The following is a 22,760-nucleotide window of genomic DNA, read 5'->3' as shown; positions in this document are numbered from 1 at the left end:
AATAATCCTACAAAAAGCATGAACAATTGTTAAAATATAACAAAATGTATGTTTTTTATGAAAAAAACGCCACAAACTTAAAATCAAGAAGTCTTGTAATTAAAAATGTAAATCGACCTGAGAGTTTATTTTTTCTAGATAATAATCTATTTTTCTGATGGCCCTATTAAAAAACAGATTTTGTTCTTTTATTCCTGAGAGTTTTAAAGGCACAGAGTTTTGGATTTGCTGTTTGAAAAATTCATGTACATTTTTGCAGCTTTCCTCATTGTCAGTAATAAAGTATCCCAAAAGAGTGTAAGGAACAAACATAGTGAGTTTTTCTTCGGTCTCGATAAGCATATTATTGTTCAATAATATGAGCTCATTATAGTAAATAGAAAATTTATCATTAGTTTCATTGCATTTTACTTTAATTGAATTAATGATTCTTTTTAAATCTATACATAGAGCATTCGCATTTTTTAGATTTAGAAGTCCTGCCTCATAAAAATATAGAATTTGTTGTAAACTACTATTTATAGTCGTGTCGTTCCAAACTTCATTGACAGCAGTATTCTCGTATGCTTTTTTTAATTTTTGCATATATTCTGCAAAAGACTCGTCAACAACAAAATGTTCAAACGAGGTTTTTTTATTGTTTTTATTTAATAAGTTCAGCCAGACAAAAGCTTTAAATTTTGATAAAATAGTTCCATCCATAAAATAAAACAACGGAATGTCTTTTGCTGAATAAAAAAGAATGGTGTTTTTGTTTTTGGTCAACACTTCAATTTGTTCTGCTGATGATTTAAAATAGTGCAACATGTCTTTTAATGTTTCTATTTCAATTGTTTTTTCAACAATAACTTTTTCTTTTTTTGAATATAAATTATCTAGCGAAATATTGAAATGATCTGCTAATTTGATCGTTTCATCAATCGAAAATTTACTTTTTTCAGAAATTCTTCTATGCGATGCATCATAGCTTATTTCTAAAACTGCAGCAATCTCCTCTATTATAGAAGCTGATTTGGGGATTTTTGAGCGAAGCGCTTTTAAAAAGGATTCCTGATATTTCATAATTTGCGATAATCACAAATATAATAAATGTTTTTATTGATTAAAGCAAATTAATATGTGATAATTGCAATAGGTTTGCTCTGTAATTTTTAAAGAAAATATTATGAAGATATCAGTCTTAATAGCCGTTAGCTTTGTTTTTGGATGTTCTTACAGTCAGAATTCAGTTCTGATTAAAAACGATTCAGTTCCCTTGCATTCGCAAATTTTCAGTCTTTCACCAATGTCTAAAAAAGTAGATAAAGTAAATGGTTTAGTACTTGGTTTTGGACATGTTGAAAATAGAAATGTAGATAGGCAAACTATTAATGGATTAAATATAGAAGCAAATCCGGCTCCGGCAGTTGGCGCTTTATTAGCTTTTGTGTCGATATTTTATCTGCCGGAAATTATTGAACGGAACGAAATTAGAATTGTGAAAACAATTGAAAAAGAGTATAAAATTAAGAATTGGGATTACACTCCTGATCTAAAATTAAATGGATTAAACATAAGCTCAGGATGTTTTTTTACTAAAACGAGCATGAATGGATTGAATATTTCTGCCGGAAATAAATTCAACAATTTTAATGGACTTTCGGTTACTGTTTTAGGGACAATTTCGGATCATCAAAACGGGCTTTCAATTGGTGTGTTTAATGCTAATAATGAAATGACTGGCTCAACGATTGGGGTTTATAATCAATCTTATAAGCTTAAGGGATTGCATATTGGGATTTTTAATCAGGCTCTAATTAATAGAGGTGTTCAGGTTGGAATTTTTAATAAATCTAGTTCTAAAGGATTACAATTAGGATTATGGAATAGTAACAACAAAAGGTCAATGCCTTTTTTAAATTGGTAATAATGAAAAAAGTTCCTTTATTGCTTATTGGTATTAGATTACTGTTAGGTTTTGTCATGATTTTCATTGCAAACAATGATTTGGTTCATGTTAGAATGATTTTGGTTTCATTAATGGTGTTAGGATTATTAACCGATATTTTTGATGGTATTATTGCTCGAAAATTTGAGGTGTCATCAGAAAAATTAAGGAGAATGGATAGTCAGACAGATTTAATTTTTTGGATTTGTGTAGGCTGGTGTGCGTGGTTGCTAAATCCTGAAATTATCATTGAACATAAATATTCTATTATTTTGATTTTTTTAATGGAGGCGTTAACTTATGTTTTTAGTTTTTTAAAATTTAAAAAAGAAACTTGTACACATGCTCTTTTATCTAAATTATGGGGTATAACATTGTTAGTTGCCTTTGTTTCGATAATTGGTTTTGGTCATGCTGGAATTCCGTTTTTTCTTGCAGTATTTTTTGGAATTATAGGACATATTGATGTTTATCTGATAATATATTTTTTACCAAAATGGACACACGATGTTCCTAGTTCTTACCATGCTTATTTAATTCGAAAAGGAAAATCAATCAAAAGACATACATTGTTTAATGGATAATTCTTGCGAAATACTAGCTAAAAACTCCAGTTTATTCATTTGAACTGGGGTTTTTAGCTAGTAAATTTTAACCGGGCCAAAGATTATCTTTTAAGAGATTTGAATTATTTATTCCGTTTTGAATGTTTTATAAAAATGAACATAATTTCCTGTTTCAGTAATTCCTTCTAACATGATTTCATAATCTCCGGAAATGTCAGAGGTATAAAAAGAGATTGTCATATCACTATTTTTAAAAGTTATATTAGGTTTCCAAAGTAATTGATGTCTGTAATCAGGAATTCGGCCAAGCGAACTTGATGTTTCATAGTTTGGTTGAAAATACACTTTTGCAGGTTCGGGTCTTAAGATTGTTGTTTTTAAAATATTTTTATCAGTGTAAACAGTGGCAAAATCGTTATTTTTTGTACTGATACTAACAATTCCGTTGAATATTTTAGGACCATAACAGTAGGGTCTGTTAACAACGCTAATATCTTGAATTTGATAGGCATTGTAATTTAATAGTGCATTTATATCCTGAATTTGTAGTCCGTCAACCAAAACCAGACAAGGCTCAGGAGATTGTATTGTATTGTATCTGGAATCGCTTAAGTATAATGAGGGAACCTGATTGTAATCTCTAAAATTAAGATCAGTAACAATTTCTATTATTGTCTCTTTAAATGTTCTAAATCTTTCGAAATCATCAAGATTATATTTTTTTTCGGTAGGCTGAAAAAAGAAATCGGTATGGATAGCTTCGATAAGACTGTCTTTTTTTTGTGAAAAATAAGCGTTTTCTACCTGAGTTGCCAATGAGCGCTCTTGAATTGCTTTCAAATTTTTGCCAGAAATAGAGGTCTTATTGGAGAAAATTAAATTTGATAAATCCGGACCCGGTGTTTTATCTATTGCGATAGTATAATTTTCTTTGTCAGTTTCTGATAATTGTAAATAACAATCTGATGTACTGGTTTGTTTATCAATTAAAAAAGTGAATCTTCCGTTGCTATCTGTTTGGGTTGTTTTGAAGATGAAATTTTTCCCGGGAAAAGATAGTGTAACTATTTTTGAGTCTAAATTAGAAGCTCCGGATTTCGGAGTAATATATCCAGTTATAATTTCGCCTCTTGCTTCAGGAAGTATCCTTATGTCTTGTTTTAAATTTATGGCAGTATTAATAGTTTCGTTATTTGCATTTGCAGGTATAAAATCTATTTTTCTGATGTTTAAAAAATAATTTCCTCTATCTAATGTTTTTGATATGGTAAGTCTGGCTTTCTCCCTTTTAGAATATTTTTCTTTGTCAAGACTTAAAAGAGCGCTTTCGGATATACTTTTTGTTCTGTCTTTATAAGTGCTAAGGTTTTTAAATGTGCTGTCAATTGTCATATTGATATGTTCCTGAAACGGATTTATTATGGTAAAATCGTTTTCAAAAAAGGTATTTTGACTATTGTTTAACATCCAGTTTGTATAAGCAATAAGTTTATAGTTCCCTGTTTTTAATGTCGTTGGAATAAAATAATCACCGGATCCGATTCCATTTTTTAGACTAATTTTAGTCTTAAATATACTTTCTTTCTGATCGTTAATTACTTCTAAATATGCAATTTCACTGATATCAGAAAATACATTCGTTTTATTTAGACAATATATTTGATAGAACAGTGTTTCGCCGGTCAGGACTACCGAGGTGTTTGTTTTAACTAATATTGATTCTGTGCCCAAAAACATATTGTTTTGAGCGCTGGATTTATAAGTAAAATTTACTAATAAGAGTAAAAAAGCTAATTTTATGTTTAATTTTCCCAAAATGAAGGTGTTACGTTAGAAGAAAATGATGTACAATCTCCGCATTTTTTTTCTACCATGTAGAAGCCGGAAGGTGTCATTCCTGGACCATCTCCTAAAAAATCATACGTCTTAAGTAACTTATGATTTTCTAGTGCTATTTCATCAAAGTCAAAGAGTCGGGCATCGCAAATTTTAAAATATTCGACAGGTTTTTCTGAAGGGAAAAAATCTTTGAAGCTAAAAAAGATTCTTTTTTTGGAGACTGATGCAACTTCAAAATAACCAACAACTTTTTCACGAAAATCGGTTGTTGATTTGATGTTTCCTACAACATATCCAGGCTGATTTGGAGATAATAATTCTCCTGAATCAATTATTTTTTTTGATTTATAATAATAATCGTAAGCAGATTCGTTCTGTGTGTATTGAGAAACCATAATGCTATAACGATTTGTCAGCATGTAATCTGTGTCACTAATAAAACGGACAGGATATTTTACACGATCTTCTGTTAAATCGACCGTACTGGTTTGTCTTATTCCTGTAGAGTGTTTGGTTGTGTAGCAAACTTGAGTGTTTGGTTCTGCCGGAACTTTTTGATAGCCATAAGAGCCATTTTTTGGCACCACTATTAAACGTGTATCAATATTATAAGGTGTTATTATTTTGTAAGTTTCCTCATATTCATATCGGTAATATTTGGAAGTATTTGCAGGGTCAAAACTTTTAACATTTACCTGAACACCTCGGGCGCCGTCTTTTTCTGCGATTCCTATTTCCAGATCAATACTGTTTTGCGTAGGTAAAACTTCTGTTGAAGATACGTATGATTTTCCCGATTTGGTTGTTATTTTTAATTGATAGTTTTTATTTGGTTCTGCTTTAAATTCATTTGCAGAAATATACTTTCCATCTTTTTCGTTAAACTGAAATATATTGCCATCGCTATCAACAACAGTAACGTTAGCTTCGGGTTCAGACTTTTTTATTGTATCATTAAGAAGTCTTGTCCTTGAAACGTTTATTTCCTGATATTTTAATTCATTGGTTAACGTAGCTTCAACGGTCAGTGCATCTTCAAAATCTTGATTTTGATATACATATTGTTCCGTGCAACTTGACAAAACAGCAAAGGTAAAAAAGGTCAATGTCGTTTTTTTGATTATTGATAAATTCATATAGATGTGATAAATGAATTAAAATTTAATGTTATACGTTATTGTTGGAATCGGAACAGAAAAAATAGATGTTTTATATGCCTTGATTTTTCGATCTTCAGTAACAAAATAAACATTATACGGATTGTTTCTTCCCAGAACATTGTAGACTGAAAAATTCCAGAAACTATGTGCAAGTTTTTTTATTTTATGATTTCCTTCAAAATTGAGACCAATATCCAATCTGTAATAATCCGGAATTCTATATTGATTGCGATTACTATATAAAGTAAAATCCTCTCCCGAAAAACTATACGATCCAATAGGAAAAGTAACTGGTCTGCCGGTTTGGTAAACAAAATTGGTTGACAAACTGTATCTCTTTGTGAATTTATAGTTTAGAATAGCGCTAAAATCATGCGGTTTATCATAATTTGTAGGGAAATAATCTCCGTTGTTTATTTTTTCGGCATCAAATCTACTGTCAAGTTTTATCAGAGCTCTGGAATAAGTATAGCTTAACCAGCCATTAAAATTTCCTTTTTCTTTTTTGATCAAAAATTCAACTCCATAAGCTTTTCCTTCTCCCTGAAGAAGTTCTGTTTCTATGTTTTCGTTCAAAAATAATTCGGCGCCCACTTTGTAATCCAGGATGTTTTTTGAGCGTTTATAATAACCTTCTATACTTAGCTCTAATGATTTTTGAATTATATTTTTGAAAAGCCCTAAAGAGAATTGATTGGAAGATTGTGGCTTAGTATTTAAATCAGAAAGTTTCCATACATCCATTGGAGATTGTGTGGTATTAGTAGACAGTAAATGCATGTATTGGTACGTTCTGTCAAAACTTGCTTTTATGGATAAATCAGGAAGTATAAAATAACGAGCTGAAATTCTAGGCTCAAAGCCACCATAAGTTTTTATGGATTGATTGCTGTCGTAAGTCTTGGTTTCAACAACTGTTCTTTCAGATTTAGGACGGTCATCCTGATAGATGTTTTGCGTAGAAGGGCCAAGTGCAGAATAAAAAGAATAACGTAAACCTAAATCAATTAAAAGTTGGTCATTGACCTTGTAATTTTCGGTAAAGAATAAAGCCGATTCTAAAGCTTTTTCCTTTTCAAGTGTGATGTCTTTAATGAGAGAGTTGTCACTTGTTGATTTGAGGAAACCAGGTTTAATATTGTATATTTTGCTGCTGATGCCATAATTAAAGGAATGTTTTTCATTGAGATTGTATCTCATTTTAAAAACAAACTGAGTTTCATTAATTTTATAGCCGTAATCAAATGATTTTTCAGGTTGAGAATCGTAATCAATATTAAAATTATACTGACTATTGGTAATAATTAGTGAAGATTTATTTTTTGCATTAAAATCATGATCCCATTTTACGGTTGCTAATAAGTTGTTGTATTTGTAGATGGAATCTGAATTAATGCTGTACTTGTCATGACTATAATAAAGTGAGGTTTCGAGATCATCTTTTTTACTGATTTGATGATTGTATTTTAAAATCACATCATAAAAAGAAGCTTGACTATTATCCAGTTCAGGATCTTTAATAGTCCTCAGAATCCAGTCAGAATAACTAGCTCTGCCACCAAATAATAAGCTTGATTTTCCTTTTACAATCGGAATTTCCAGAGTAACATTGCTCATAACCGGTCCAATTCCGGCTTCGCCAGAAACTTTTTCGGTATCTCCATTTTTAGATTTAATATCAAAAACAGAAGAAAGTCTTCCTCCAAACTCAGCAGGAATACTTCCTTTGTAGATATCGGCCTTTTTTGTTGTAAAAGGATTTACGGAGGAAAAGAAACCTAAAAAGTGAGATGGATTGTATAAAGAAGCGTTATCCAGTAAAAATAAGTTTTGATCATCTTTTCCTCCTCGCACATTAAAGCCCGCAGAACCTTCTCCTGCAGTTTTTATTCCTGGAAGAGTTGTCGCAACTTTAAAAATGTCTCTTTCGCCTAAAATCAAAGGCACATTTTTAATGTTTTCGATATCAATACTTGTAAGACCTGTAACTGCTGAGGTTACATTTCTTGTTTTTTTGTTTTCGATGACAACTTCTTTAAGTGCATTTACATTTTCGTCTAAATTAAAATCAACTTTTCCATTGTTGTAAAGTACAATCTTTTTAGTTTTTGGCTGATGAGTAACAGATTGTGTTTCAATTATATTAATACCCGCAGGGACTCTAAAACTGTAATAACCATTTGCATCAGTTGTCGTACTTATGTCTTTGTCTTTTACTTTAATAGTGATGTTGTATTCTGGTTTTCCTGAAATTCGGTCCTTAATATAGCCGGATAAGTTGTAGGTTTGAGATGCGTTTATTAAAGACTGTTTACCAAGAGAAATAATAGAGTCTGAATCTTTCCTAGCGTCTTTTAGATATTGCTTATTATAAATAGGAACAATTTGCGAATTAGTGGCCTTAGTAACACTTTTATCATCAGTGTTTTCAAAATAACTTTCAGTTATAATGTTTGAAATTAAAAGACCATTACTTAGAATAATATTGTTCTTGTCAATAACGTAATTTATGGTGGTGTTATTAAAAATAGCGTCTAAAACTACTGTAATAGAGGTGTCTTTAAATTTATCCGAAATAAGTTCATTGTTAGATAGCCATTGGTCCTCAAAATAGAAGCGAAAAGAAGTGTTTTTTTCTAGTATTTCAATAGCTTTTTTTCGTGTTACATTTGAATATTCTATAGAAATATTTTTTTCCTGAGAAAAAAGGAAATTTGATAATAATAAAAATAAACAGAAGATAAAGTGTTTTTTCATTTAGGTTTTGGAATAGCGCTTATAAATTGTTATCAATAAATTTTATTAAATCTGCTTTGAATTGGTATGGGTTTGTTTCTTCTGGGATTTTATTTCTTTTGTAATAATCTTTTATTTCTTTTTTTAGTTGAGGAAATAGTGTGAGGATTTCTTTTTGTGTGTTTACAGATGTAAATTTTGAATTATAAAGAAGTTGATAGTTATTATATTCTTTGAATTCTGTGTACAAATTATTTTCAATAATAATTTCTTTTGCGGTTTTAAAAGGTTTAATGTACAGGGAGATAGTTTTGCCTAAATATTTTTCTTCAAAAAAACCGGTGATGGCTTTTGGATATTTATACTTATTATCAATATTGACAAATCTCTTATTTTCGATCAAAAAATAATCGATTTTTTCATTTGTAAGCGTTATACCGAATGTGTTATTGTTCTTAAATGATTTTACAAGTTGGTCTTTATATATATCATACTTTATGAGAATGTTTTCATATAGTTGATTGTCATAAAAAACAGATCCTTTTACGAAGTTTTTATTTAAATAATAGTTATGATCATTTTTAACATTATAAGGGTCAATATGAATTTTGCCGTTATTGATGTTTAGAATTTCTTCGCCAATTGTTTTGTCCAGATAATTAGAGACTTCTTTTTTTGCATTAGTTTGAGAAAAACTGTTGATTGAAAGTAATAGTAGAATACAAATTACTGTTGAGTAATTTATGATTTTTAGTGGAGGGATTTTGTAATATAGTTTGATTTTAAAAGAGATTATGATAAATAATATTGTTTTAATTCTTGACAATGCAATACTCTTTCTCATCAATATTTTAGTTTTATGTAGTGGTTTTCTATATAAAACTATGTTAATGATGTTTTGTTAAAAAATAAATTAAACCAACAACATTGATTTTTAAACCAACAACATTATTTAATCTATAATGTGTTTTTCTTGAAAACGTTCTGGATTAGCGTTTTAACCATATGATTTTAGGTTGAAAAGTAGATGTGAAAACCGAAAAACCCCAGTGCAAATGAATGAACTGGGGTTTTCTATGAATAAACCTTTAGTAAACTAAGATCTGATTACTCTTTTTTCTCCTCACGTGGAGGTCTTGGAACAAGTGCTTTTTTAGACACTTTTTCTTTTTTAGTTTTAGGGTCAACTCCTAAGTATTTCACTTGGAATACATCTCCCATATTAACTACGTCAGCAACGTTTTCAGTACGTTCCCAAGCTAGTTCAGAAACGTGAAGCAATACTTCGTTTCCTGGTGCAGCAGTATATTCTACTACAGCTCCAAAATCAAGCATTTTGATTACTTTAACTTCGTAAGCTTCTCCCATTTGTGGTTTGAAAGTGATAGATTGGATTTTTGCCAATACCGCTTCAATTCCAGCAGGATCTGTACCTAAGATTTCGATTACACCTTGCTCGTCAACTTCGTTGATCACAATAGTTGTTCCAGTAGCTTTTTGTAATTCCTGAATTACTTTTCCACCAGGTCCAATTAATGCTCCAATAAAGTTTCCAGGAATAGTTCTTGTAATGATTTTTGGTGCATGTGCTTTTACGTCAGCTCTTGGAGTTGCAATAGTTTCAGTTAATTTTCCTAAAATATGCAAACGTCCGTCACGAGCTTGAGATAAAGCTTGTTCCATAATGTCATAACGTAAACCATCAATTTTGATGTCCATTTGACAAGCAGTGATACCATCAGCAGTTCCAGTTACTTTAAAGTCCATATCTCCTAAGTGATCTTCGTCTCCTAAGATATCAGACAATACAGCAAATTTCTCACCGTCAGTAATTAATCCCATAGCAATACCAGAAACTGGTTTTACCATTTGAACTCCAGCATCCATAAGAGCCATTGTTCCGGCACAAACAGTTGCCATAGAAGAAGAACCGTTAGATTCTAAAACCTCAGAAACAACACGGATTGTGTAAGGACAATCTGCAGGAATCATATTTTTTAATGCTCTTTGAGCTAAGTTACCGTGACCAACTTCTCTTCTTGAAGTTCCTCTTAATGGTTTTGCTTCACCAGTAGAGAAAGGAGGGAAGTTATAGTGTAAGTAGAATTTCTCTTCACCTTGCTCAGATGGAGAATCGATTTGGTTAGCTTCTCTGGAAGTTCCTAAAGTTACTGTAGCCAAAGCTTGAGTTTCTCCACGTGTAAATAAAGAAGATCCGTGAACTCTTGGTAAATAATCAGTTTCACACCAGATTGGTCTGATATCTGTAGTTTTTCTACCATCTAAACGAACGCCTAATTCTAAAACTACGTTACGAACAGCTTCTTTGTTTGTTTTGTAGAAATATTTAGAAACTAAATCACCATCAGCAGCTAATTCTTCTTCAGTAAATAAAGCTTTAACTTCTTCTTTTACTTCAGCAAATGCAGCACCTCTTTCGTGTTTAGCTGAACCAACTTTTGCAATAGCATAAATTTTATCGTATGCTGCAGCTTTTACTTTTTTGTAAATTTCTTCGTTTTCTTTCTCACCTTCGTAAGTACGAATTTCTTTTTTACCAAAAGCTTCTTGTAAACGGTATTGAGCCTGAATTTGAACTTTGATAGCCTCGTGAGCAAATTTAATAGCTTCGATCATTTCAGCTTCTGAAATTTCTTTCATCTCACCTTCAACCATTGCTACAGAATCCATAGAAGCTCCAATCATCATGTCGATGTCTGATTTTTCTAATTCTTCTCTGCTTGGGTTGATTACTAATTTTCCGTCGATACGTGCAACACGTACTTCAGAAATTAAGTTGTAAAACGGGATGTCTGAAACTGCTAATGCTGCAGAAGCAGCTAAACCAGCTAATGCATCTGGCATAACTTCTTCGTCGTGAGACATTAACTGAATCATAACTTGTGTTTCAGCATGGTAATCATCTGGGAAAAGCGGACGCAATACACGGTCTACTAATCTCATTGTTAATACTTCGCTGTCGCTTGGACGTGCTTCTCTTTTAAAGAAACCTCCTGGGAAACGACCTGCTGCTGCGAATTTTTCGCGGTAATCTACCGTTAATGGTAAAAAGTCAACCGCTGGGTTTGATGTGCGAGCTGAAACTGCTGTTGCAAGAATCATTGTGTCGCCCATTCTTACTACTACAGAACCATCAGCTTGTTTTGCTAAACGTCCTGTCTCGATTGTGATGCTTCTGCCATCACCTAAATCGATCTTTTCTACAAATAATTGTGGAATCATAAATTTTTTCCTTATTGATTATACAATGGGTTTTAGTTGTGTTGTAGTTGTTGTGTGTAGTTGTTGTTGTCTAAAACCCAATGAAAAACCAAACTTTTTTTCTTGTAATAGTATGCGTGTAATGTAAAAACAAAAAGAGGCACTTTCGCACCTCTTTTCTATATTGATTATTTTCTGATATTCAATACTTTGATAATCTCACGATATCTGTTGATCTCTTTCTTTTTCAAGTAATCTAACAACGATCTTCTTTTACCTACTAATAGTACAAGAGAACGCTCTGTGTTGTAATCGTGACGATTTTTTTTCAAGTGTTCAGTTAAGTGAGAAATTCTATAAGTGAACAATGCAATTTGACCTTCTGCGCTTCCAGTGTTTGTTGCACCACCGTGTTGTGCGAAAATCTCTTCTTTCTTTTCTTTGCTTAAATACATTCCAATATTATTTAATGATTTTTATGTATGTCTTACATCTTTTGTAGACGGGTGCAAAATTAGATTAAAAAAACAGAAAAATCAAAAAAAAATAAAAGAATCTAAAAATAAGACCTAAGAAATTCGTTTTTAACGATTTGAAGCTGTTTTTTTAGGTGCTATTCTTTCATTTAGCGAAGAATAAGAATAATTTATATTGTTTTCATTTACGCCTACTCCCGAGATTAAGATTCCTTTGTCGTAATTTTCAGTAAATGTAATTTTACGTAAGGCATCATTTCCCTGCCAGAGACCTTGCTTTAAACCATTTTTAAGGACTCCTTTTTCAGTAACAAAATTATCGGTACTGGCATACTCACCATTCCCATCAATTACTTTCTGCTCATTTTCTGTATTCCAAAAATTAAGAATAGAAGTTTGAACAGCCTTCGTTTTAGGATTCCAGATATTCTGTTTCTCAGATTTTTTATTTTGGTTTTCGTACCAACTAATTTCTTTTCCTTCTTTATGATCCTGAGAATAATTTACCACAGATTCTTTTGCTCCGTTTTTGTAATAACAAATAAACTCTCCATCCTTTTTTAGAATATCTCTGTCTAAAGTAGCTCCGGTCATTTTTTTTCTGCCGTTCTTGTAAAAATCAGTTACAACATAGCGAACACTTTTTTGAGAGTAGTTGGTAATTACTCTAGTATAAGCATATTTTTCGGGTGTACATTCACGATTTAACGAGTCCAGAAAGATTTTTTTCGAGAGCATGTTAATTTGTGCAGACAGATTAACTGAAAGTATCAGAAGCAGAAAAATGAAGATATTGCTTTTCATTCCGTTCTATTTTTACTTAAAAATAGTTCTTCTAGAATAATTTTGCAACTTCTTGATTTACAAATTCTAAAAATCTTTCGTCAGCTTCTGTAAAAGGATCAATAACATGGCTGTCAATATCGATTTGACCAATATTTACCCCGTTTACAAATAAAGGAACTACAATTTCTGATTTAACGGTGAAACTGCAGGCAATATAATTGTCTTGTGCTGCTACATCCGGCACTACAAAATTGGCATTACTTTCGGCTACCTGACCACAAATTCCTTTCCCAAACGGAATAACAGTATGATCTGTTTCTGCTCCAACATAAGGGCCAAGGTGCAATGTTTTGTTCTCGTGATTGGCAAAATAAAAGCCAACCCAGTTGTAATATTCTATATTTTCATTTAGCAATTGACAGATTGCTAATAATTTTTCGTCTCTGTTTGTACTATTTTCAGCTACAATAGCGCTTACTTTTGGTTGTAATTCCTGAAAACTCATGATGTAATAATTTTATACAAAAGTATTTAAAGCTACTCTCAAAAAATACATAAATTTGAAAAAAAAATCCATTGAAAAAATATTTAGTACAATTTAAACCATTCTTAATTTTTATAAGCACGTTTTTCTCGGTATATATTATACTCACTATACTTTATAAGTTATATTTAAATAGTTTTGATTTAATAGAGGTTGACGGAATCACAAAGGTAGTTGGGAGACATGTTGAAAGCTTAATGCTTTTTTTTAATTCAGACATAAAAATTGTACAAAGTGTACATGAATCTTGTTTAAACGTTTTGTACAATAATAAATATATTATTAGGATAATTGAGGGGTGCAATGCCGTAAGTGTTATTATATTATTTGTGTCTTTTGTGATTGCCTTTTCAGGAAAATTTAAAACGACTTTACTTTTTATTTTATTCGGAGTGTTTTTTATTTATGTTCTAAATGTTATCCGAATTGCTCTTTTGACAGTATTATTGTTTAATTATCCGCAACATCTTCATTTTATACATGGTGTTCTTTTTCCTCTGATTATTTACGGAATCGTGTTTGCACTGTGGGTGATTTGGGTAAGTAAATTTTCGAAATATGCTAAATAGATTAATCGAGCATCGAAATAAAATTGGAATTTCGATTCTTATTATATTCGGCTTTGGTCTTATCAGAGCTTTTGAGAACAGCCTTTTTTACGATCCGTTTTTAGTATATTTTGAAGCTGAATTTAAAAATACGCCTTATCCTCAAGTAGATGTTTTAAAGCTTCTTGGCGGGCTTTTAGTGCGTTATTCTTTGAATTCGATTTTGTCTTTAGCTCTGATTTATAATTTGTTTAGAGATGTCGAAATCTTAAAATTTAGTACTTTTCTTTACCTGTTTTTTCTGGTATTTTTAATGGTAGCATTTGTTTTAATCTTAGAATATTTCCCAGATGGAAACTGGCTTTTGTTTTATGTTCGAAGATTTATAATTCAGCCCATATTTGTTATATTATTTATTCCTGCATTTTATTACCAGCAGGAAAATTTCAAAAAATAACATTTCATTAGAATTTTTTTAAGTCTTTTTAGATAATTTTGCAATATGAATTTAAAAAAGTGCACAGGATTGTTTTTAGCTTTTCTATTGTTGGTTTCCAACTTTGGATTTGCTTTTGATGTGCATTATTGCGGAGGTAAAATTGCTTCTGTTTCATTAAATACTACAGTTTCCGGAACACCAGAAAAAAAATGTTGCGGAGCTTCTGAAAAAAAATCATCTTGTTGTAAAGACAAAGTGGTTCATTTTGAAAAAAAATCAGATCATGCTACTTTTAAGATCTTCTTTTTTCAGCTTGATTTTCCTGCAGTAATTCAGGAATTCAAACCAATTGCATTTTTGGCAGTTCCAAATTTCAAAACAAATCAGATAATTGCCTATTATTCTGATGCCAATGCGCCCCCTTTATTTAAATTATACAATCAATATATTTTTTACTCCTGATTTTAATGTTAGAATCAAGCCCACTTTGGCTTGCCTTTTCTGCTTGTATTTTTTATAAAAAATAAGAAAGCAGTTTTCTAATTAACATTAAAATCATTTTTATATGCACAAAAATATTATGCTTTTGGGCATGATTTTGCTTTCCTTGTCTGTGTTTTCGCAAGAAGATTTAGAAGAAGTAAAAATCACCAAGAAGCAAAAGGGAATTAAAAAATCGTACACCCTTACCGCTAATACATCAGTAATAACCAGTAAAGAACTTTTAAAAGCTGCTTGCTGTAATCTTGCTGAGAGTTTTGAGACAAATCCTTCTATAGATGTCAATTTCTCGGATGCCTTAACTGGAACCAAACAAATCAAAATGTTAGGTTTAACAAGTCCGTACCTAATGATTACCGAAGAAAATATTCCATCCGTTCGTGGCGCTTCTCAGGCCTATGGATTATCTTTTACTCCGGGAACCTGGATAGAAAGTGTTCAGATTACAAAAGGAGCCGGAAGTGTTATTAATGGTTACGAAAGTATTTCGGGACAAATAAACACAGAGCTTTTAAAACCATTAAATGATGTTCCGTTTTTTCTGAATGCTTACGGTTCTACCGATGCCCGTTTTGAATTGAATACTCAGTTTAATAAAAAACTATCAGATAAATGGGCTACAAGTCTTTTTGTTCATGGAAACACCCGTGTAGCAAAAAACGATATGAATGACGATGGTTTTCTGGATAATCCGTTAGGGAAGCAAATCAATGTTTTAAATCGTTATCAATATTATGATGCCGAAAGTGGTTTGGTAAGTTTTATCAATTTCAGATATATGAATGATAAAAAGCAAACCGGAGAGGTTGATTTTGATAAAGATCGAGATCGCGGAACCACAAATAAATGGGGTTCAGAAATCAACACAGAACGCTTTGATGTATCGACCAAAATAGGATATGTTTTTCCAGATATGCCTTATCAGAGTATTGGTTTTCAAAATGCTTTTAACAGCCACAAGCAAGATTCCTATTATGGTTTAAATCAATATGATATCAAGCAGAATAGTTTTTATTCGAATTTAATTTTCAATTCGATTATCAGCAATACGATGCATAAATTCACAACCGGATTAAATTTCACGTATGATCAGTATCAGGAATTTGTGAATGTAAATGATTACAGTAGAATTGATAATTCTGTTGGGGCATTTTTTGAATACACCTACGACAATACCGATAATTTTAGTTTGATTTTGGGAGGAAGAGTTGACAATCATAATCGACTTGGATTTTTTGTGACACCTCGTTTGCACATGAGGTATAATCCATGGAAAAATGGAGTAGTTCGTTTTTCTGCAGGAAGAGGGAAGCGTTCAGCCAATATTTTTGCCGAAAATCAACAACTTTTCGCAAGTTCAAGAACATTCTCAATTTTAGATACTAACGGAAAAATCTACGGACTAAATCCTGAAATTGCCTGGAATTATGGCGTAAGCTTCTCGCAGAAATTTAAACTTTTTAATAAAAATGCCGAAGCTGGATTTGACTTGTACAGAACTGACTTTCAAAACCAGGCTGTTGTTGATTTAATGCAGAGTCCTCAGGATGTTTTATTTTATAATTTAAAAGGAAGTTCATTTGCAAACAGTCTTCAAGTTGAATTTAATTATGAGTTGATTCATAATCTTAATTTAAGAACAGCTTATAAATATTACGACATTCAAACTGACTATCTAAGAGGAACTTTTCAACGTCCGCTTCAGGCAAAACATCGTTTTTTAGGAAATCTGGAATACGAAACACCTTCAAACAATGGAAAACAATGGAAGTTTGATTATACCTTTAATTGGTCAGGAAAGCAACAATTGCCTTATACGGCATCTAATCCAGTGGAAGATCAGTTTCCGGATTTCTCACCATCTTATGCCGTTATGAATGCTCAGGTAACAAGAGTTTTTTCTCCGGTTTTTGAGGTTTATATTGGAGGAGAAAACATTGGAAATTACAAACAACAAAAAGCAATTTTAGGAGCAGAAGATCCATTTGGACCCAATTTTGATGCTTCGATAGCATATGCGCCAATCTTCGGACAAATGTATTATGCAGGATTGCGATTTAAAATAAAATAAATTAATTTAAAACTTTAATATTAGACAAAATGAAAAACTTAATTTTAATTGTATTACTAGCATTTTTTGGAATCTCGACACAAGCTCAGGACAAAAAAAATAAGAATTTAAAATATACTACAGAGGTAAATGGTAATTGCGAGCAATGCAAAAAACGTATTGAAAAAGCGGCATTTGCAGTTCCGGGCGTGAAAACAGCAACTTGGGACATAAGTTCACATCAATTGAATGTAATTTTAAATGAAGAAAAATCTTCAACGCAAGATTTAAATAAGGCGATTGCAAAAGCGGGGCACGATACAAAAGAGGTTAAAGCTACGGTTGCTGATTATGATAATCTTCATTCTTGCTGTAAATACGAAAGACAAGAATAATTTTAAAAGCCCGGGTTTGTACTTGGGCTTTTTTAATAGTTAATTTATCTTTAAAATAAAGCATTTAATTGTGGTTAAAGCAAATTATTGTTAATTTCACCCTTTTATAAGTATAACCAAATTCTTTTTATGAATAATTTTGATTGGACCCAGTTAATAAACCCTGAATTTTATATAACTTTAAGTATCGGAGGTTTTGAAATTGGGTTGTTTATTGTTCTGTTTATAGTTTTTGCCGAAACAGGACTTTTTGCAGGTTTTTTTCTTCCGGGAGACAGTTTACTTTTTTTAGCGGGTATTTACAGTCGCGATTTAGTCCAGAATGTGGTTTATATTCCAGGTGATTTTATTAATGTTTTTTTACTTTCGCTGGCAGTAGCTATTATGGGAGTTTTTGGTAATATGACCGGTTATTGGTTTGGAGCCAAAAGTGGTTATTACTTATTTAAGAAAGAAGATACGTTCTGGTTTAAGAAAAAATACCTTTTGCAATCAAAAGACTTTTTTGAAAAATATGGTGGAAAAGCTATTATATATGCTCGTTTTCTTCCAATCTTCAGAACTTTTGCGCCAATCATTGCGGGAATAGTTTCTATGGATAAGAAGAAGTTTATGTTCTACAATATACTAAGTTCTTTTTTATGGTCGTTTATATTAATCTTTGCAGGACATTATCTGTATGGTGTCTTTTTGAAACAAGGGATAGATTTAAAACAACATATTGAATATATCATTATTATTATAGTTATCATTTCTACATTCCCTGTACTTTTAAAGCTTTTAAAAAAGAGACCAAGTGAACATGTATAAATAACGTTTAACAAAATAAAAAAGTCCGAAGTATTAAACTTCGGACTTTTTTTATGTATTTATTTTATTGAATTTTAATTGTTTTCAGATCATTAGATAGATAAAAAGCTAATGCTAAATATATTGTTCTGATGATGTATAACTTAAAGAATTACAGCTGAAAATTAATGTTCAGAATCAATATTTGAATTTAAACTTTGAGCATTTAATAATTACCATTCATTTACTTTATTGGCATCCATTTTTAAGAATATAAACAACAAAATAGTGAATCCCCATAGTCCGGAACCTCCATACGAGAAAAAGGGCAGAGGGACTCCAATTGTTGGGAAAATACCAATAACCATAGCAATATTTACAAAAAAGTGAATGAAAAGAATTCCGGCAACACAATAACCATAAACCCTGCTGAATTTGGTTTTTTGTCTTTCCGCTAAATAAATAACCCTCAAAAATAGCCCAACAAAAAGAGCAATTACAACAAATGAACCAACAAAACCCCATTCTTCTCCAACAGTGGTGAAAATGTAATCGGTATGTTGTTCTGGTACAAATCCTCCTTTAGTTTGTGTTCCTTGTAAAAATCCTTTTCCAATCCATCCTCCCGATCCAATCGCGATTTCAGATTGATTGGTATTGTATCCAATACCTTTCATATCGACTGTTTTTCCAAGTAAAATATTGAAACGATCTCTATGGTGTTGCTTGAAAACGTGATCAAATACATAATCTACAGAAAAAACAAAAGCTGAGGCTATGACCAAAAGAATACCACTCATAAGTAAATTTCTGTCTACAACCCGACCTTTAAAATGTATAACAGCTAATACTAATGCTGCCAAAAGTATTACCACCCAAGGTTCTAAAACTAGTGTAAGTACAAATAAAAGTATTGTAATAAACCCTGTAAGAACATACCATGATGGTAATCCTTCTCTGTACAGAACGATAATAAAAATACTGTAGATTAACGCACTTCCGGGATCCGGCTGCGGTAAGATAAGTATAACCGGTAAAAATACAATTGCAAGAGCCTGAATTTGCCTGTTTACGTCTTTCAGATTGATTTGCGAATCACTTAAGTATTTTGCTAAAGCTAATGATGTAGCGGCTTTTGCAAACTCAGATGGTTGCAAAGTAAAACTTCCAATGGCATACCAACATCTTTGCCCGGCAATTGTTTTTCCAAAAAGGAAAAGCCCTGCAAGAGATAGTAACGATACACCAAAAATGATACTGGCATACTTTTCATAAAACTTTCCGTCAACAAAAAGTACAACAAATATCAAAGGAATGGTACAACCAATAAAAATTAGTTGTTTTTGATAGGTACCTTCTGTTGATAATAATGATGATGAATAGATATTTAGCCACCCTAATATTACTAACGAGATGTAGATAAAAACACTTATCCAGTCTATGTTATTTTTTACACTTTGATTTTTCATTTGAAATAATCTTTAGTTCTTTTTAGTGGTATCTATTGATGTTTTTTTAATTTCAGTTTTAGGAGCCGGTTTAGGTGCAACAATTTTTGCTTTTAAAACAGAGTCCTTTGGTGTCGATTCAATCGCGCTGGCTTCGTTCATTCCGCCCAATTTTGCATATTCGCTTGCCAAACTTTTATTAAGAACACGAACTTCCAGATCGTTTCTTGTGATCTTTTTTCTTAAATATTTTTCAATCATCAAACTTGCAATCGGACCTGCTACTGTTGCTCCAAAACCTCCATTTTCAATCATTACTGCAATAGCAATTTTTGGATTGTCTTTTGGGGCAAAAGCCACAAATATAGAGTGGTCCTTAAGTTTTTCTCTTTTACCGTTTATTTTTGCGTAATTCTCAGCAGTTCCTGTTTTTCCGCAAATGTCTATTCCTTCCACTCTCAGAGCATAAGCAGTACCTTTGTTGTAAACATCAAATAATCCGCTGATAACAGGTGGAAAATATTTTTGATCAATCGTAGTCACATGTTTTGTTGTGAACTTTTCATCGATCTTTTCTCCTTCAATTTTTTTAATGATATGAGGCGTATAATAATATCCCTGATTCGCTACGGTAGCCATCATGTTGGCCAACTGAATAGGAGTCATCAAAACCTCTCCCTGGCCAATTGAATTCGATACAATTGTTGTACTTCTCCAGCCTCCGTTAGGATAGATTTTTTTATACGTTTTAGAAGTTGGAATATTTCCTCTTTTACCTGTTGGTAAATCATATCCCATAAACTGACCTAAGCCAAAACTTTTTACGTGGTCACTCCAAACATCTACAGCTTTACCAGGGTTGTTAAACTTGTTAATAGTTAACATGTAGGCCTGTGCAAAATAAGTATTACAAGAATTGTAAATTCCGTTATGTAATTGATGTGGACCAAAACCGTGACATTTCATAAAGCGACCTCTTCCGTAGCTAAATCCATGATGACACATAAAAGTAGTTTGTTCGTTGATCACACCTTCTTGTAATGCCACTAAACCAGTTAAAATTTTAAATGGCGAGCCTGGAGGATATTCTGCCAAAAGTCCTCTGTCGTATAATGGTTTTGCAATAGAATCACGATATAAAAGGGTGTAGTTTTTAGATCTTTGACGACCTACCAAAATCCCCGGATCATAAGATGGTGCTGTAACAAGTGCCAGAATTTCTCCACTTTTAGGTTCAATTGCAACAATTCCCCCTCTTTTATTGATCATTAATTCTTCCCCGTATTTTTGAAGTTCGGCATCAATGGTTAGATTAATATCTTCTCCGGCAACAGCTATAGTATCGTATTTTCCGTTTTTATAAGAGCCAATTTCACGGTTATATTTATCTTTCTGAATGTATTTCACGCCTTTTATACCACGCAAAATCTCTTCATAACTTTGTTCTACACCTTGTTTTCCAATTAAATCCCCGCTATTATAATATGGGTTTTTTGCTATTAAACGCTCATCTGCCTGCGTAATAAAACCAAAGATATTGGCGCCATAATCAACTTCATAATCACGAAGAGATCGTTTTTGAAAATAGAAACCTTCGTATTTTCTGATTTTCTCCTGAAAAGCAGCAAATTCATTTTTGTTCAATTGAGATAAAAATACAGAAGGAAGTCTCGGACTATAAACTTTAGCCTTTGCAACTCTTCTTTCGTAATCTTCTTTTGTGATGTTTAAGAGTGCACAAAATTCATCTATATTTAAGTTTTCTTTGATTTCTCTCGGAATAACCATGATGTCATAGGAAGCCTGATTGGCAACTAAAAGTTTGCCATTTCTATCATAAATGTATCCTCTTTCGGGGTAATCATACTGCTTTTTAATTGCATTATTATCCGATTTTAATTTGAAAGAATCATCAATAATTTGCAAATAAAACACCCTGATCACCAGCAAAGATCCTGCAATGATAATTAAAGCGGGTAGCAGTATTTTTCTCATCGTTTATTAGGCTTAATAAGGTAAATTATAATTATTGATATGATTATTGTAAATATCGAACTGAACAACGTTCTAAGTAAAATGTCCCAAATAAATCTAAACTGAAATGCTTCGAGTACAAAGAGTACAATGTGATGCAGTAAAACAGAAACGAGAATAAATGAAAAACGTTCAGGAGTTAAAGATTCATTTAGTTTTATGGTTTGATACTCATAACTTAGACCAAAAGAAAATTTAAATATATAAGGTCTGTAATAGGCAAGAATTACACATGCAGTAGCATGAATTCCTCCCGAATTACAAAACATGTCCATCATGATCCCAAGTAAAAAACTTGAAATGATTAATCCGGATCTATTACTGTTTACAGGATATAAAATTATATACAGAATATATGGAAAAGGACTTATGTAACCTAGAAAATTCATATTGTTAAAAATAACAACCTGAATTGCAAGTAACATAATAAATCGCAAAACATTGACTAACAACGCGCTATTCATCTTTTTCCTTTTTTTCTAAATTAATAAGTTCTTCTCTGTCTTTACTTTTGATGATGTAAACATGTCCAAGGTTTGTCATGTCGTTAAATAGTTTAACTTTTATAACATAAAAACTTGTTTGTTCTTCTTTGTAAACGGTTTCAACGGTTCCGATGTTTATTCCTTCAGGGAAAATTACAGATTGGCCACCAGTTACTATTGTGTCGCCTTTTTTAACAGAAGCTAATCTTGGAACATCTTTTAGCTGTACAAATCCAGTACTTTTCCCATCCCATGTTAAAGAGCCAAAGTGATTTGACTTTTTAAGTTTGGCGTTAATCTGCGATTTCATATTTAAAATACTAATCACAGTAGAGTATCTTGGAGATGTGTTGTCGATAACTCCAATAATTCCAAGGCTATTAATTACCCCCATATCTTGTTTCACACCATCATTGGCTCCGGAATTTAGGGTAATATAGTTTTCGTGTGTATTATAAGAGTTGTGAATTACTTTTGAAACAATAATATCAGCAGGTTTTACCCCCTTTATACTATCTGCCAAAGGTATTTTTGTGGTATCTTCTTTATTGAATAAAAGACTTTTTAACCTTGCATTTTCAAGTACAAGCTCATCATTTTCGGTTCTTAAATTCAAATATTCATTAAAATGATTAATTTTTTCATAAACACCGCCGCTCAGAAAATTAGCAGAACTGATTACTTTGCTTCTATGGAAAGAATGCGATTGGATTGTTAGCGCCAACGATATACCTAAAAGCAGCAAAAACAGCAATCGATTACTGTTTCTTATAATGAAATTAAAAATTTGCTGCATTTCTTGTTTGGTTATTTTG

Annotated in this window: 21 protein-coding genes; 8 read left to right on the top strand and 13 right to left on the bottom strand. The window is 31.8% G+C overall.

All coding sequences use genetic code 11. The features are described from left to right. Window positions 1-99: 99 nt before the first annotated feature. Window positions 100-1,062 (bottom strand): hypothetical protein, encoded by a 963-nt coding sequence (locus KHA98_RS02910; RefSeq protein WP_213255077.1) that lies wholly within the window; start codon window positions 1,060-1,062, stop codon window positions 100-102. Between the two features lie 103 nt (window positions 1,063-1,165). Here KHA98_RS02910 and KHA98_RS02905 point away from each other — a divergent pair, with 103 nt between their 5' ends. Both KHA98_RS02905 and KHA98_RS02900 read left to right on the top strand, forming a co-directional pair. Next, window positions 1,166-1,906, top strand: coding sequence for an LA_2272 family surface repeat-containing protein (locus tag KHA98_RS02905; RefSeq protein ID WP_213255075.1), 741 nt, complete (start codon window positions 1,166-1,168; stop codon window positions 1,904-1,906). Between the two features lie 2 nt (window positions 1,907-1,908). After that, on the top strand, window positions 1,909-2,511 hold the full coding sequence (locus KHA98_RS02900) for a CDP-alcohol phosphatidyltransferase family protein (RefSeq protein WP_213255073.1): 603 nt from the start codon (window positions 1,909-1,911) through the stop codon (window positions 2,509-2,511). A 108-nt stretch (window positions 2,512-2,619) separates the two neighbouring features. Here KHA98_RS02900 and KHA98_RS02895 read toward each other — a convergent pair whose 3' ends face one another. The 8 genes from KHA98_RS02895 to KHA98_RS02860 form a co-directional block, all read right to left on the bottom strand. Next, complete coding sequence (locus tag KHA98_RS02895; protein ID WP_213255071.1) at window positions 2,620-4,224, bottom strand: hypothetical protein; 1,605 nt, start codon at window positions 4,222-4,224, stop codon at window positions 2,620-2,622. Window positions 4,225-4,295: 71 nt separating this feature from the next. Continuing rightward, on the bottom strand, window positions 4,296-5,468 hold the full coding sequence (locus KHA98_RS02890; protein WP_213255069.1) for a DUF4249 domain-containing protein: 1,173 nt from the start codon (window positions 5,466-5,468) through the stop codon (window positions 4,296-4,298). An 18-nt stretch (window positions 5,469-5,486) separates the two neighbouring features. Further along, a complete protein-coding gene (locus KHA98_RS02885; protein WP_213255066.1) occupies window positions 5,487-8,249 on the bottom strand; it encodes a TonB-dependent receptor in 2,763 nt (920 codons plus the stop codon). Between the two features lie 19 nt (window positions 8,250-8,268). After that, entirely contained in the window at window positions 8,269-9,072 is an 804-nt protein-coding gene (locus tag KHA98_RS02880; protein WP_213255063.1) for a hypothetical protein, read from the bottom strand. A 263-nt stretch (window positions 9,073-9,335) separates the two neighbouring features. After that, window positions 9,336-11,471, bottom strand: a complete 2,136-nt coding sequence (locus KHA98_RS02875) for a polyribonucleotide nucleotidyltransferase (RefSeq protein ID WP_213255061.1) — start codon at window positions 11,469-11,471, stop codon at window positions 9,336-9,338. Between the two features lie 167 nt (window positions 11,472-11,638). Continuing rightward, on the bottom strand, window positions 11,639-11,905 hold the full coding sequence (gene rpsO, locus KHA98_RS02870; protein ID WP_089057420.1) for a 30S ribosomal protein S15: 267 nt from the start codon (window positions 11,903-11,905) through the stop codon (window positions 11,639-11,641). 129 nt (window positions 11,906-12,034) lie between these two features. Further along, on the bottom strand, window positions 12,035-12,730 hold the full coding sequence (locus KHA98_RS02865) for a toxin-antitoxin system YwqK family antitoxin (RefSeq protein WP_213255060.1): 696 nt from the start codon (window positions 12,728-12,730) through the stop codon (window positions 12,035-12,037). Between the two features lie 31 nt (window positions 12,731-12,761). After that, complete coding sequence (locus KHA98_RS02860; protein WP_213255058.1) at window positions 12,762-13,217, bottom strand: GAF domain-containing protein; 456 nt, start codon at window positions 13,215-13,217, stop codon at window positions 12,762-12,764. A 71-nt stretch (window positions 13,218-13,288) separates the two neighbouring features. On the opposite strand from KHA98_RS02860, the gene xrtF reads away from it, so the two are divergent. The 6 genes from xrtF (at window position 13,289) to KHA98_RS02830 (ending at window position 17,999) form a co-directional block, all read left to right on the top strand. Further along, complete coding sequence (xrtF, locus tag KHA98_RS02855; RefSeq protein ID WP_213255055.1) at window positions 13,289-13,825, top strand: exosortase family protein XrtF; 537 nt, start codon at window positions 13,289-13,291, stop codon at window positions 13,823-13,825. Beyond that, window positions 13,815-14,261 (top strand): exosortase F system-associated membrane protein, encoded by a 447-nt coding sequence (locus KHA98_RS02850; protein ID WP_213255052.1) that lies wholly within the window; start codon window positions 13,815-13,817, stop codon window positions 14,259-14,261. The genes xrtF and KHA98_RS02850 overlap by 11 nt, the downstream gene beginning before the upstream one ends. Before the next feature lie 45 nt (window positions 14,262-14,306). Next, window positions 14,307-14,705, top strand: coding sequence for an HYC_CC_PP family protein (locus tag KHA98_RS02845; protein WP_213255051.1), 399 nt, complete (start codon window positions 14,307-14,309; stop codon window positions 14,703-14,705). Window positions 14,706-14,808: 103 nt separating this feature from the next. Then, window positions 14,809-16,815, top strand: a complete 2,007-nt coding sequence (locus KHA98_RS02840) for a TonB-dependent receptor plug domain-containing protein (RefSeq protein WP_213255049.1) — start codon at window positions 14,809-14,811, stop codon at window positions 16,813-16,815. Window positions 16,816-16,844: 29 nt separating this feature from the next. After that, window positions 16,845-17,189, top strand: coding sequence for a heavy-metal-associated domain-containing protein (locus tag KHA98_RS02835; RefSeq protein WP_213255048.1), 345 nt, complete (start codon window positions 16,845-16,847; stop codon window positions 17,187-17,189). A gap of 129 nt (window positions 17,190-17,318) precedes the next feature. Further along, entirely contained in the window at window positions 17,319-17,999 is a 681-nt protein-coding gene (locus KHA98_RS02830) for a DedA family protein (RefSeq protein WP_213255047.1), read from the top strand. Window positions 18,000-18,211: 212 nt separating this feature from the next. Here the strand turns inward: KHA98_RS02830 and rodA are convergent, their stop codons facing one another. The 4 genes from rodA to mreC are packed head-to-tail and all read right to left on the bottom strand — an operon-like array spanning window position 18,212 to window position 22,741. Continuing rightward, a complete protein-coding gene (rodA, locus tag KHA98_RS02825; protein ID WP_213255046.1) occupies window positions 18,212-19,447 on the bottom strand; it encodes a rod shape-determining protein RodA in 1,236 nt (411 codons plus the stop codon). 12 nt (window positions 19,448-19,459) lie between these two features. Further along, complete coding sequence (gene mrdA / locus KHA98_RS02820; RefSeq protein WP_213255044.1) at window positions 19,460-21,421, bottom strand: penicillin-binding protein 2; 1,962 nt, start codon at window positions 21,419-21,421, stop codon at window positions 19,460-19,462. Beyond that, entirely contained in the window at window positions 21,418-21,924 is a 507-nt protein-coding gene (locus tag KHA98_RS22860) for a rod shape-determining protein MreD (RefSeq protein ID WP_246522126.1), read from the bottom strand. The genes mrdA and KHA98_RS22860 overlap by 4 nt, the downstream gene beginning before the upstream one ends. After that, complete coding sequence (mreC, locus tag KHA98_RS02815) at window positions 21,917-22,741, bottom strand: rod shape-determining protein MreC (protein WP_213255043.1); 825 nt, start codon at window positions 22,739-22,741, stop codon at window positions 21,917-21,919. Before mreC ends, KHA98_RS22860 begins: the two co-directional genes overlap by 8 nt. Window positions 22,742-22,760 lie beyond the last annotated feature (19 nt).

Origin of the sequence: Flavobacterium branchiicola (genome assembly GCF_018383905.1) — a bacterium.
GTDB lineage: Bacteria > Bacteroidota > Bacteroidia > Flavobacteriales > Flavobacteriaceae > Flavobacterium > Flavobacterium branchiicola.
This window is presented reverse-complemented; position numbering and strand designations above follow the sequence as displayed.